Origin of the sequence: Amycolatopsis sp. WQ 127309, from assembly GCF_023023025.1 — a bacterium.
Lineage (GTDB): Bacteria > Actinomycetota > Actinomycetes > Mycobacteriales > Pseudonocardiaceae > Amycolatopsis.
On sequence record NZ_CP095481.1, the window covers coordinates 9,509,923 to 9,522,744 of the forward strand.

Annotated in this window: 8 protein-coding genes; 1 reads left to right on the forward strand and 7 read right to left on the reverse strand. The window is 74.4% G+C overall.

Features of this window, described 5'->3' with window-relative positions; all coding sequences use genetic code 11:
• Position 1: 1 nt before the first annotated feature.
• From MUY22_RS42060 to MUY22_RS42090, 7 genes are read right to left on the reverse strand one after another with little or no spacing between them, the layout of a single operon-like run.
• Positions 2–1,222, reverse strand: a complete 1,221-nt coding sequence (locus tag MUY22_RS42060) for an MFS transporter (protein WP_247052882.1) — start codon at positions 1,220–1,222, stop codon at positions 2–4.
• A 12-nt stretch (positions 1,223–1,234) separates the two neighbouring features.
• Positions 1,235–2,275: a 3-oxoacyl-ACP synthase III family protein gene (locus MUY22_RS42065; protein WP_247052884.1), complete on the reverse strand. Its 1,041-nt coding sequence runs from the start codon at positions 2,273–2,275 to the stop codon at positions 1,235–1,237.
• Between the two features lie 15 nt (positions 2,276–2,290).
• Positions 2,291–3,589, reverse strand: coding sequence for an ATP-grasp domain-containing protein (locus MUY22_RS42070; RefSeq protein ID WP_247052886.1), 1,299 nt, complete (start codon positions 3,587–3,589; stop codon positions 2,291–2,293).
• Positions 3,582–5,552 carry a biotin carboxylase N-terminal domain-containing protein gene (locus MUY22_RS42075; RefSeq protein ID WP_247052888.1) on the reverse strand — a complete coding sequence of 657 codons (1,971 nt, stop codon included), beginning with the start codon at positions 5,550–5,552 and terminating at the stop codon, positions 3,582–3,584. Before MUY22_RS42075 ends, MUY22_RS42070 begins: the two co-directional genes overlap by 8 nt.
• Before the next feature lie 6 nt (positions 5,553–5,558).
• On the reverse strand, positions 5,559–7,163 hold the full coding sequence (locus MUY22_RS42080; protein WP_247052889.1) for a carboxyl transferase domain-containing protein: 1,605 nt from the start codon (positions 7,161–7,163) through the stop codon (positions 5,559–5,561).
• Entirely contained in the window at positions 7,160–8,365 is a 1,206-nt protein-coding gene (locus tag MUY22_RS42085) for an aminotransferase class I/II-fold pyridoxal phosphate-dependent enzyme (protein WP_247052890.1), read from the reverse strand. Before MUY22_RS42085 ends, MUY22_RS42080 begins: the two co-directional genes overlap by 4 nt.
• 19 nt (positions 8,366–8,384) lie before the next feature.
• Positions 8,385–9,245 (reverse strand): 3-hydroxybutyryl-CoA dehydrogenase, encoded by an 861-nt coding sequence (locus tag MUY22_RS42090; protein WP_256474988.1) that lies wholly within the window; start codon positions 9,243–9,245, stop codon positions 8,385–8,387.
• Between the two features lie 680 nt (positions 9,246–9,925).
• Between MUY22_RS42090 and MUY22_RS42095 the strand changes: the two genes are divergently transcribed.
• Complete coding sequence (locus tag MUY22_RS42095; RefSeq protein WP_247052891.1) at positions 9,926–12,778, forward strand: LuxR family transcriptional regulator; 2,853 nt, start codon at positions 9,926–9,928, stop codon at positions 12,776–12,778.
• The last annotated feature ends 44 nt before the right edge of the window (positions 12,779–12,822 follow it).

The following is a 12,822-nucleotide window of genomic DNA, read 5'->3' on the forward strand; positions in this document are numbered from 1 at the left end:
GTCAAGCTGCCTGCGGCTCGGCCACCGCGCGGCGGGCTCGGTCGCGCTCCGCCCAGCGGACCACCGGTGGGACCGCGAGGCCGGTCACCACGAAGATGCCTCCCACCACCCACCAGCCCGGGGTGCCCCACGTGATGCACAGTGCGATCAGCACCGCCGGGCCCAGCGTCACGCCCAGGCCCAGGCCCATGCCGAACAGGCCCTGGTACTGGCCGACCGCGTGGGGTGGGGCCAACGTGAACGACAGCTCGAACCCGCCCGCCGCCTGCCAGATCTCGCCGATCGTGTGCACGATCACCGCCGCCAGCAGGAAGACCAGGGCCAGCCAGGTGGGCGCGCCCGCCATGGCGGCGATCGCGACGCAGGCGGCGAAGAACGCGAAGCCGGCGCGGCGGAACGCCACCGCGCCCGCGTGGGTCGTGTCGATCCGGCGGCTGGCTCGGACCTGGAAGAACACGACGATCGCGGTGTTCACGATCATCACGCCGGAGATCGTCCAGTTCGGCGCCGTGGTCCGGCTGACCAGCCAGAGCGGGACCGCCGCCGTCAGCACGCGGTACTGGATCGCCATCACGCCGTCCAGCACCGTGAGCACGAGGTACGGCCGGTCGCGCAGGGCCACCCAGCGCGGGCCGGTGCCCGCCGGTTTCGGGGGCACGGACGGGAGGAACAGCACGACGACCACGCTCGCGGTGTAGGACACCGCGCTGGCCGCGATGAGCAGCAGGTACGCGTTGCGGGTGTCCGCGGCGACGCCCCAGCCGGCCAGCAGCGCGCCGAACGCGATGCCCAGGTTGGTCACCGACCGCAGGTAACCGCGGAACTCGGCGGGCCGCTCGCCGCCGTACTCCTGGACGAGCGGGCTGCGGGCGGCCGGCCCGGCCGTCTGGGCCGCGGCGCCGAGGCTCGCGAACACGACGAACGACCAGAACCCGCCGGCGAAGCACAACCCCGCCATCGAGATCGCGCCGAGCACCAGCGTCAGCGCGTAGACCGTGCGGGCGCCGTGGCGGTCGGCGAGGTGCCCGAACGGGATCCCGGCCGAGAGCGACACGGCGCCCGCGATCGTCAGCCCGGCCCCGACCTGACCGGCGGGCAGGTGGACGGCCCGGGTGAAGTACAGGACGCCGGCCGTCAGGTAGACGCCGTAGCCGGTCATCGTGATCAGCGTCGCCACCGCGAGCAGCCGGGGCGGTCCGCTGCGGGGAAGGAGCGCGGGCATGACAGACCTTTCTCAGCCGTGGGACAGGGCGCTGGTGTGGTTCCGGACGGCGGTGCCGCTTCGCGGCGGCGCGGCCGTCCAGCGGCAGAGGCCGACGCCGAGGTTCATCCCGCCGCCGAACCCGGCCAGCAGCACGAGATCGCCGACGTCGAGCGCACCGGCGCGGTGGGCGGCGTCGAGCGTGATGGGCACCGACGCCGCGCCGGTGTTGGCGAACCGGTCGACGGTCAGGTGCAGGGTCGCGTTCGGGAGGTCGAGCGCCTCCCCCAGTTCGCGCAGCATCACCCCGTTGGCCTGGTGCGGCACGAGGTGGTCGACGGCGGTGGCGGGCAGCCCGCTTTCCCGCAGGGTCCCGGCGATGGCTGCGGGGACGTGCCCGCTGACGAACTCGCGCACGCCACGCCCGTCCATCCGGAAGTAGTGCTCGCCGTCCAGCACCGAGCGGACCGACGCGGGCACCCGGCTGCCGCCCGCGCGCACGCCGATGAGCCGGTGGTCGGCACCGTGTCCGCGCAGCCGCGTGCCGATGACGCCCCCTCCCGCCGGTACCGCTCCGAGCACGACCGCCCCCGCACCGTCACCGAACAGGATCGCGGTCTTGCGGTCACGCACGTCCAGGATGCGGGAGTAGACGTCGGCGCCGATCACCAGCGCGTGCCCGCCGTCGCGCACGAGCCCCCGGGCCATCGCCAGTGCGTAGACGAAGCCGCTGCACACGGCGTTGACGTCGACGGCGCTCGCCGAGCGGGCGCCGATCAGGTGCTGCACGAGGCTGGCCGTCGCCGGCTGCGGGTGGTCCGGGGTGGAGGTGGCGACGACGACGTGGTCGACGTCGGCCGGGCTCAGCCCGGCGGCGAGCAGCGCCCGGTCGGCCGCGATCGCCGCGAGGTTCGACGTGGCCTGGCCGGGGGCGGCGTGCCGGCGTTCGCGGATGCCGGTCTTGCGTTCGATCCACGCGGCGTCGACGCCGGCCGCCGGGGCGATCTCGGCGTTGGTGACGACGCGGTCGGGCAGGTAGGAGCCGGTGGCGATGATGCCGATGTCGCTGGTCATGTCGTCCTTCGGTCGTCAGCGCAGGGCCCAGAGACCGGGTAGCCGGCCGGGCTCGGGTTCGGGGTCGATCTCGGGCTCGATCTCGGGGTCGAAGAGGAACTTCACGGAACCGGTGAGGTCCGCGGCCAGCGCGCTCGCCGCCTCCGGCGTGTCGGCGCCGACGACCACGAACCCGACGCGGTCGCCGGAGCGCTGCAGGGGCTTGATCTCGTCGCCGGGCCCGACGCCCAGTTCGGCGTGCAACACGGCGGGGTGCGCGCGCACCTGCTCCCAGCCCTCGACGGCGGCGAGGCGTCCCGGCGGCGGCGTGAAGTACCGGACGGCCGCGCCGCGGCTCGGCGCCGGCGGGACGCCGGTGCCCGGCCGGCCGAGCATGTCGTCGAAGACCAGCCCGTAGAGCTCCAGGCCGGGGATGGCGTGGGCGAGCATGCGGTGGATCCAGTCGCCGCCGAAGCGGCCGTGCACCTCGCCGAGCACGACGCCGGCGGGGGTGAGCCAGAGTTCGACGTGGAAACCGCCGGTCCGCAGGCCGAGCGTGGTGAGCGCGGACGACACGGTGTCCTCGATCTCGCGGCGCCGCGCGTCGGGCAGCGGCGCCGGCAGCACGTGCCCGGTCTCGACGAAGAACGGCGGCGGGACCTTCTCCTTGGCGGTGACGGCGAGGATCTTCGGGACCTCGCCGAGGAAGACGCCTTCCACGCTGAACTCCGGCCCGTCGACGAACTGCTCGACGAGGAACGGCTTCGCGTCCGGCAGCAGCGCGAGCGCGGCGGGCAGTTCGGCGGCGTCGGTGACCAGGCTGACGCCGACGCTGCCCATGGCGTCACGCGGCTTCACGATCCACGGCCCGTCGTGCTCCTTCAGGAACACCGCCGCCTCGGCTTCGCCGGCACAGAGCCCGACGACCGGCTGGGGGAACCCGGCCGCGGCGAGCGCCTCGCGGCAGGCGTCCTTGGTCCGGACGCGGTGCACCGCGTCCGGCGGGTTGCCGGGCGCGCCGACGGCTTCGGCCGTCTCGGCCACGGCGACCTGCGCCAGCTCCTGAAGCGCGTACACGGCGTCGAACCGCTCGCCGGCCGCGACCTGGGCCGCGGCCCACGCGGCGGAAGCGCCGGGCGTCAGGACGTCCACAGTGGACTGGACGGTGGCCGCCGCGACGACCGGCGCGGTGGCGGCGAGGATCTCGGCGGTGTTGGTGACGTGCACGCGCAGGCCGCGCGCGGCGGCCTGGGCGAGCGCCTCGGTCGCCATGTCGAGGCTGAAGCTCAGCGGCCGCGCGCCGCCGACGAACAGCAGGTTCGGTGCGTCAGGCATGGGTGTCTCCTTCGGGTGTGAGCGTGACCAGGACCTGGTCGGCGGTGACGGTTTCGTGCTGCGCGCAGGAAAGCCGCTCGATCGTCCCGGCGAACGGCGCGACGATGCGGTTCTCCATCTTCATCGCCTCGACGACCACCAGCAGCTCCCCCGCTTCGACCCGCGCACCGGGTGCGCAGGCCACCCCGACGACGACCCCCGGCATCGGCGTGCGCACGGCGCCGTCGGAGGTGTCACCGCCGCCTTCGTCGAAACTCCGGCGGCCCAGCGCGACGCGGTGGCCGCCGATGACGATCTCGTAGCCGGCCGCGGTGGCCAACCCGGTCCACTGGGTGGTCCCGACGGTGCCGCGGACCAGCCCGCCCGGCGCGGGTGCGGCGAGCACGGTGAAGCGGCCGCCGTCGGTGTCGACGCGCAGCCCGGCGCGGTCGCGGGACAGTAGCCGGGCCTCGCGGTCCCGGCCTTCGTGGCGGACGCCGATCCGTCCGAGCGGCGCGTCGGGGTCGAGGGCGGCGCGGTCGAACGCCCCGACGGTGCCCGACCACGGCGAGGCCCCGGCGGTCCGGTCCGGCACCGCCATGGCCGCCGCGCAGGCGAGGGCCCGCGCCGCCCGGTCCGGCGGCGCGGACCGGGCGGTGAAGGCGTCGACCAGGTGGGTGTCGACGCGGCCGTCGAGCACGCGGGGTTCGGCCAGCAGCTCGCCGAGGAAGCCGAGGTTGGTGGTCAGCCCGACGAGCGTGGTCTCCCCGATCGCGGTGCGGAGGCGGGCGAGCGCCGTTTCCCGGTCCGGCCCGGCGGCCACCAGCTTCGCGACCATCGGATCGTAGAAGCCCGGCACCGCGCCGGGCCCGTCGAACGCGGCTTCGACGCGGACCCCGGGCGGCCACTCGACGACCTCGGCGCGGCCGGGCGCGGGCCGGAACCCGTGGGCCGGGTCCTCGGCGTAGACCCGGCACTCGATCGCGTGGCCGGTGGCCCGGATCCGGTGCTGCGGCAGCGGGAGCGGCTCGCCGTCGGCGACGCGCAGCTGCCACTCGACCAGGTCGAGCCCGGTGATCTCCTCGGTGACCGGGTGCTCCACCTGCAGCCGGGTGTTGACCTCAAGGAAGAAGAACCGGCCGTCGCCGTCGAGGATGAACTCGAACGTGCCGGCGCCGACGTACCCCAGCGCGGTGGCGCCCCGCACGGCCGCGTCGAGCAGGGCCTTGCGGGTGACCGGCGGCAGGTGCGGGGCCGGCGCCTCCTCGACGATCTTCTGGTGCCGGCGCTGCAGCGAGCACTCGCGTTCGAGCAGGTGCACCACGTTCCCGTGCCGGTCGCCGAACACCTGGACCTCGATGTGCCGGGGCGCGGCGACGTACCGCTCGGCCAGCAGCCGGCCGTCGCCGAAGCCGGCCCGGCCGAGGCGGACGGCCTCGGCCACCGCCTCGGGCAGCTCGGCGTCGCCGTGGACCACGCGCATGCCCTTGCCGCCGCCCCCGGCGACCGGCTTGAGGATCGCCGGGTACCCGATCCGCGCGGCGTCGGCGCGCAGCTGCGCCGCGGACTCCGTCGCATGCTCCGAACCGGGCAGCACCGGCACGCCGGCGGCGGCCATCAGCTCCCGGGCCCGGGCCTTGTCCCCCATCGCCGCGATCGTGGCGGCGTCCGGTCCGATGTAGACCAGCCCGGCCTCGGTCACCCGCGCCGCGAACTCCGGGTTCTCCGACAGGAAGCCGTAACCGGGGTGGACGGCGTCGCAGTCGGTCCGCAGCGCCGCGCCGACGACCGCGTCGATGTCGAGGTAGCTCTCCCGGGCCGCCGACGGTCCGATGTGGACGGTCTCGAAGGCGCCTTCGAGGTGGGCGGCACCCGCGTCGGCGTCGGAGTGCACGGCGACGTGGTCGACGCCGAGCCGGCGGCAGGTGCGCGCGATCCGGCGGGCGATCTCACCGCGGTTGGCGATCAGCACACGTTTCGGCATCTTCCCTCACATCCTGAAGACCCCGAAGCGGGTCTCCCGCTTCGGCGCGTCGGCGGCCATGGCCAGGCACAGCGCCAGCCAGTCCCGGGTCTCGACGGGGTCGACGACGGCGTCGACCCACAGCCGGGCCGCGTAGTACAACGGCTGCGCCTGCCGCTCGTAGGAGGCGAGGATCGGCTCCCGGATCGCCGCCTCCTCCTCGGGCGTGAGCTCGCGGCCCTCCTTGGCGAGCTGGTCGCCGCGGATGAGGGTCATCACCTTCGCCGTCTGCTCCGCGCCGACGACCGTGGAGCGCGCGCTCGGCCACATCGCCATCAGCTGCGAGCCCATCGACCGCCCGCACATCGCGAAGTTGCCGGCGCCGTAACTGCCGCCGATCACCAGGCTGAACTTCGGCACCTTGGCGCACGAGACGGCGTTGACCAGCTTCGCGCCGTGCTTGGTGATCCCGCCGGCCTCGTACTCGGCGCCGACCATGAACCCGTTGATGTTGTGCAGGAACAGCAGCGGGATGTCGCGCTGGGCGCACACCTCGATGAAGTTCGCGGCCTTCTGCGCGCTCTCGGAGAACAGGACGCCGTCGTTGATCAGCACCCCGACCGGGTAGCCGCCGACGTGCCCGGTCCCGCAGACGATCGTCGGGCCGAACCGGGCGCGGTACTCGGTCAGCTCGCTGTCGTCGAGCAGCCGGGCCAGGATCTCGCGCGCCGGGATGTGCTCCTTGAGCCCGGCGCTGACGACACCCGGCAGCTCGGCGGGGTCGTACTTCGGCGGCCGCGGTGCCTGGGGTGGTTCCGCCAGCCGCGGCCGGGTGCTGCGCGCGGCGAGGTCACGCAGGATCGCGAGGGCGTGGTCGTCGTTTTCGGCGAGGTGGTCGGCCACGCCGGTGACGCGGGTGTGCAGGTCGGCGCCGCCGAGCGTCTCGGCGTCGACGACCTCGCCCGTCGCGGCGCGCACCAGCTGCGGGCCGCCGAGGAACACGGTGCCGGTGCCGCGGACCATCACCGTCTCGTCGCACATCGCCGGGATGTACGCGCCGCCGGCGGTGCACGACCCCATCACGGCCGCCAGCTGGGGCAGCCCCTCGGCCGACATCTCCGCGATGTTGCGGAAGATCCGGCCGAGGTGGTCCTCGTCGGGGAAGAGGTCCTCCTGCAGCGGCAGGAACACCCCGCCGGAGTCGACCAGGTAGAGGCAGCCCAGGCCGTTCTCGCGGGCGATCTTCTGCCCGCGCAGGTGCTTGCGGACGCCGAGCGGGAAGTACGTGCCGCCCTTCACGGTGGCGTCGTTGGCGAAGATCATGAACGGCCGGCCGGCCACGACCCCGATCCCGGTGACGAGCGCGGCCGAGGGGACCGGCTCGTCGTAGACGTCGTGCGCGGCGAGCTGCCCGACCTCCAGCAGCGGTGTGCCGGGGTCGAGCAGCCGGGAGATCCGTTGCCGCGCGGTCAGTTTGCCGCGATCGGCGTGCTTGCGGTGGGCCTTCTCGCTGCCGCCGGCGAGCGCCGCGGCCTTGGCCAGGGCGATCACCGCGCGGTTGACCTCGAAGTCCTCGACGTTGCGGCGGAAGCCGGCCGAGGCGACGTCGACGTGCGAACGCAGGGCCGTCACGCCTCCCCCAACGTGCCCAGCAACGCGGCGAACTTCTCGATCTCGGCGGTGGTCATGCTGGCGCGCAGCATGATCCGCAGCCCCGCCTTGCCGCGGCCGATGATCGGGAAGAAGATCGGCGAGACGTAGAAGCCGTTGCGGAACAGGCCCTGCGCGAGCCGGACGGTCGCGTCCTCCGACCCCACCCGGACGAACCGGATCGGCAGGCCGTCGCCGCGTTCGCCGGTCTCCACCAGGCGGTCGAACCGGGCGATGTTGTCCTGCAGCCGCTGCTGCAACGCGGTCAGCTCGGGGGTCCGGTGCAGCTCCGCGGACGCGAGCAGCCCGCCGAGGCCCGCGGTGTTGATCCGCTGCGACCACATCAGCGGGCCGCCGTTGCGCTGCGCGGTGTCCAGCCGCCACTGGGACCCGCGGCGGCCGAGGAAGATCGCGCCGCCGGACGCGCCGAAGCCCTTGTTCAGCGAGGTGATGATGATCGTGCGGTCGTTGATCTGGCCCAGTTCTTCGAGCACGACGCCACGGCCGCGGTGGCCGACCGTGGAGATGCCGTGGGCCTCGTCGAAGACCAGGAACAGGCCGTACTTCTCCTGCAGGCGAAGGAGTTCCTTCACCGGCGCCTGGCCCCCGGTGCTGTAGACGCCGTCGGCGACGTAGGCGACCCGCTTGTGCTGCTTGCACAGTTCTTCCAGCGCTTCGACGTCGTTGTGCGGCACCACGGCGACTTCGGTTTCGTCGGCGACGCTCGGCTTCATGGCGTTGAGGCAGAAGTGCGCGTTCTTGTCGAACACCATCAGCGGCGGCTCGCCCTCGGTGAAGATGCCGGACGCGACGAGCGGCAGGGCCGCCCACGCGGCGGCGGCGCACGAGTTGAGCGTCACCGCCTCGACGTCGAACAGCTCCGACAGCGCCGCTTCGGCGTCCCTGAGCGCCCCGAAGCGCACGCGCATCCGGGACGTCGAGGTGTTCAGCGCGCCTTCGGCGAGCACGGCGTCGGCCGCGGCCCGCACCAGCTTCGGGTGCGTGTCGAGGCCGAGGTAGGAGTAGGACGACATGTTCACGAACTCGTGGCCGTCGGCGAGCGCGCGGTGGCGGCCGTCGCCGAGCCCGGCCACGACGACGTCGAACAGCCCGGCCTTGTTGGTGACGTCCCAGAAGTCGTCGCTGATCCGGGCCGACTTCTTGATGTTCAGGAACGAGTGCATCGGTTTCTCCTCAAGGGTTTCAGTAGGTGTGGAAGCCGCGGCCGGTCTTGCGGCCGAGGTGCCCGGCTTCGACCAGCCGCGCCAGCGACGGCGGCGTGGCGTACAGCGGCTCCTTGAACTCCGCGTGCAGTGCGGCCGCGATGGCGGCGACGACGTCCAGGCCGATCAGGTCGGCCAGCCGCAGCGGGCCCATCGGGTGCGCGCAGCCCAGCTCCATCGCGAGGTCGACCCGCTCGGCCGGGCAGTAGCCGGCCTCGACCAGCCGGATCGCCGCGAGCAGGTACGGGACCAGCAGCGCGTTGACCACGAACCCGCTGCGGTCGGCGACGGTGACCGCCCGCCGGTCCAGCGTGTCCTCGGCGAAGGCCGTCACCAGGTCGGTCACCGCGTCGGCCGTCGGCAGCGCCGGGACGACTTCGACGAGCCGCAGCGCCGTGACCGGGTTGAAGAAGTGCAGGCCGATCACCCGCTCCGGGCGGCTGGTCACCGCGGCGAGCCGGGTGATCGCGATCGCCGACGTCGTCGTGGCCAGCACCGCGTCGTCGCCGGCGACCTTGTCGAGTGTGGCGAACAGGCCGAGCTTGAGCTGCTCGTCCTCCGGGATCGCCTCGATCACCAGCTGCCGGTCGGCGAGGTCGGCGAGGTCCGTGCCGACCGAGAGGCGGGCCAGCGCGGCGTCGCGCTCGGCCGGGGTCAGCTTCCCCTTCTCCACGCGGCGGCCGAGCGACGCCGCGATCCGCCGTGGCGCCGAGACCAGCGAAGACTCCCGCGACACCGCCAGCCGGACGTCGACGCCCTTCGTCACGCAGAGCTCGGCGATCCCCGCGCCCATCGTGCCCGAGCCGACCACGCCGACCCGGGTGATTCCGTTCGCAAGCACTTGTTTCCCCGCATTCTGCCGGTCCGCGACATCCGCGTCGCCGCGTCAAGGAGTTGTCCTGTTCGAGATGATTGCCCGGGAGCACGACGAAAGGCGCGCCGAATCCGGCGACCCTGCCGAATACGCGTTCGCGCCGATGTGCGGCGCGGATCGCTCCGCGTCGCATTCCCGCCGTGTCACCCCAGTGCCCCGGTCCACCGCACCCCAGCCGTGGCGATCGCCAGTCTGCCCATGCCGGGCGTCGCGGCGCCATGGGGGCCGCTCCCCCACCTTTCCCACGGAGTGCCCCCGCCGTCCCACGGAATCGCCGTCAACAGCGCGAATCCGGCCCGACCGGCACGTCGACACCGCCGGCCCGGACCGCCGGTGCGGCGTGGCTCACGGCGCCGGAGCGGGACGCGGACGCGCCCGGCGCGTGTCAACCTCCGATCGGGCGAGCCCCGGATTCCGGGGTCCCGCGACCCGGCCGGGAAAACCTGGGGGACTCGCCCGCCCCGTTACCAGAAGACCTCCACGCAACGCTCCCGCTTATTCCAGTATTCGGTCCCGCTTGGCGTGATCACACCCGTCGTGTATCCAAGAAGTGCCTATCCGGAGTGACCGGAGAGCTGGGGGAACAATTCGATGCGCGAATACGATTATTCCGATGATCATGTCCCGTTACCCGGTCCCCACCGGGCATGCTGATCCGGTCGCCGGACCTGATCGGCCGGGACGGCGAGCTGCGGGAACTCGCCACGGCCTTCGACGACGCGCTGGCCGGGCACGGCCGCGCCGTCGTCCTCGTCGGGGAAAGCGGGATCGGCAAGTCCCGGCTCGCGCGGGAGGCGGCCGCCCGGGCGGCCGGGCGCGGCGCCCGGGTGCTGCGCGGCCAAGGCAGCTCGATCGGGCCGCTGGTGCCGTTCCGCCCGCTGGCCGAGGCCCTGCTCTCGCTGACCCGGGACACCGAACCCCTCGACGTCGCCGAGCTCGGCCCGTACCTGCCGGCGCTCGGCGTCCTCGTCCCCGACTGGCGCACCGGCCCGGACGACGACCCGGCGCCGCCGCTGCTGGTCGTCGCCGAGGCGGTGCTGCGGCTGCTCGCGGTGGTGGGCCGGGCCGGCGGCTGCGTGCTGGTGCTCGACGACCTCCACGACACCGACGCGGAGACCCTGTTCGTGCTGGAGTACCTGGTCAACAACCTGGAATCGGCCCGGGTCCTGCTGATCGGCACGATCCGCGACCACACCTCCGCCGCCCGCGACATCGCCCGCTCGGCGGCCCGGCACGGCGTCTGCGCCGTCCGGACCCTGCACCGGCTGGGCCGCGACGACGTGCACGGCGTGATCGCGGCGTGCCTCGGCACGGACCGCGAGCGGGTGCCGGGCGCGACGGCCGGGCACCTGTGGCAGCTCAGCACCGGCATCCCGTTCCTCGTCGAAGAACTCCTGCACGAGCTGATCCACGACGGCCTGCTGCTCGAGCGGTCCGACGGCTGGCACCTCGCGGACAAACCGGCCGGGACCGTGCCCGTCGCGCTGGTCACCAGCATCGAGGCCCGGATGACCCAGCTGGGACCGGATGGCGCCGAACTGCTGGCCGCCGCGGCCGTCATGGGTGCCCGGTTCGCCGCGCCGGTGGTCCAGCGGGCCGCCGGGGCCGACGACCGGACGGTGGCCGGCTTCCTCGACGCCGTGATCGACGCGCGGCTCGTCGAGCCGGACCCGGCGGCGCTCGGCTGGTACGCCTTCCGGCACCCGCTCACCGTCGAGGCCGTGCTCACCCGGCTGGGTCCCACCCGGCGGGCCGAACTCGCCCGGCTCGCCGCGGACGCCGCCGAACGGCTGCACCCCGGGCTCCCCGGCGACTGGTGCGCCCGGGTCGCGGAGCTGCGGCGGCTCGCGGGCGACCGGGCCGTCGCGGGACGGCTGTTCGCGGACGCCGGGCAACGCGCGCTCGCCGTCGGGGCGGCCGGGGCCGCGGTCGGGCTGTTCGGCCGCGCCGACGCGCTGCTGACCGACAGCCCCGATCTCCCGCTGCGCGGCGGTGTCCTCGAGTCGCTGGCCTACGTGCTCGGCGAGACCGGGCAGGTCGAGCGGGCCTTCGAGCTGTCGGGCCGGCTCGACGAGGTCGGGCTGTTCCACCGGGCCGCCGCGCTGCACGCGCGGCTGGCCTGGGCCGCCTGCCTGGCGGGCCGGTACGACGCCGGGCTCGCCCAGGTGGCCGCCGCCCGGGCGTGTCACGGGTCCGCCGGCCCGGACCGGCAGGGCGCGGCGATCGACGCCGTCCACGCGCTCCTGCTGCTGGAGGCGCCGGGCGGGGGCGGCGAAGCCGGGCAGCTGGCCGCGGCCGCCCTGGCGCAGGCCGAGCGGCACGACGACGCGGTCGTCGCCTGCCAGGCGCTGCTCGCGCTCGGCGTCCTCGCCTGGGAGCGGGACCCGGACGCGGCCCGGGACCACCTCGAGCGGGCCCGGCTGCTGACCGAGACGCACCGGCTGCCGCTGTGGCGCACGCACGTCCTGCTCCGGCTGGGCGAGCACCTCGCGCAGGCGGACGGCGACGTCGGCGGCCTGGTGCTGGCCCGGGACCAGGCGGACCGCGGTGGCGCGGTGGCGGTGAGCCACGCGGCGGACGCCCGGATCGTCCGGTACGGCCAGGTGCTCGGGGGCGAGTACCGGCCCGGCGAGCCGGCGCGGCTGGCGGCGGCCGCCGAGCGCCACCACCTCGACGCCGTCGTCCGCCACGCCCGCGTCACCCGCGCGATCTGCGCCGCCCACCAAGCGGACCGGGCGGGCATGACCGAAGCGCTGGCCGGAATCCGCGCCGCCGACGGTGACCCCGGCCCGGGGCTGGCCCAGGCGTTCTGCGCCCTGCTCGAGGAGGACCGCGACCGCGCCCGGCGCGACCTGAGGCTCGCCGGCGGCGCGCCCCTGTCCGGCCGGCACGGGCTCGGGCCGCTGCTGGACGTCCTGGCCGGTGACCTGGGCCCGGACGAGCTGGCCGCCGCGGCCGCGGCCCCGGCGGGCCGGTTGCGCTGGAACCGGCAGTTCACCGCGCTGGCGGAGGCGGTCCTGCACGGCCGCCACGGCGACAGCGCCCGCGCGGAAGCCGCGGCGAAGGAGGCCCGGGACGCGGCCCGCCCGTACCGGATGGCGATCCACCTCGGGGCCCGGCTCGTGGCCGAGGCCGCCCTCGCCGACGGCTGGGGTGACCCGGTGCCGTGGCTGCGCGCCGCGGAGGAGTACTTCCACGACGCCGCGGTCCCGGCGGTCGCCGGCGCGTGCCGGGTCCTGCTGCGCCGCGCGGGCGAGCCGGTCCGGCAGCGACGGCCCGGCCTGCACCGGCTCCCCCGGGAGCTGCTCGACGCCGGCGTCACCGTCCGGGAGTACGACGTGTTCCGGCTCCTGGCGCACCGGCTCGGCAACACCGAGATCGCCCGGCGGCTGCTGATCTCCCCGAAGACGGTGGAAAAGCACGTGTCCAGCCTGATGACGAAGACGAAGCTGCCCGACCGCGTCACCCTCTTCACCTACGCCTCGGACATCGGCCCGTGAGTCCTCGTGGACGGCACGAGGAACGGGGCAAGATCGACGGGGCG

Coding starts and splice junctions, on each gene's coding strand:
- MUY22_RS42060 (WP_247052882.1), bottom strand. CDS start 1,222: ATGCCCGCGCTCCTTCCCCGCAGCGGACCGCCCCGGCTGCTCGCGGTG.
- MUY22_RS42065 (WP_247052884.1), bottom strand. CDS start 2,275: ATGACCAGCGACATCGGCATCATCGCCACCGGCTCCTACCTGCCCGAC.
- MUY22_RS42070 (WP_247052886.1), bottom strand. CDS start 3,589: ATGCCTGACGCACCGAACCTGCTGTTCGTCGGCGGCGCGCGGCCGCTG.
- MUY22_RS42075 (WP_247052888.1), bottom strand. CDS start 5,552: ATGCCGAAACGTGTGCTGATCGCCAACCGCGGTGAGATCGCCCGCCGG.
- MUY22_RS42085 (WP_247052890.1), bottom strand. CDS start 8,365: ATGCACTCGTTCCTGAACATCAAGAAGTCGGCCCGGATCAGCGACGAC.
- MUY22_RS42095 (WP_247052891.1), top strand. CDS start 9,926: ATGCTGATCCGGTCGCCGGACCTGATCGGCCGGGACGGCGAGCTGCGG.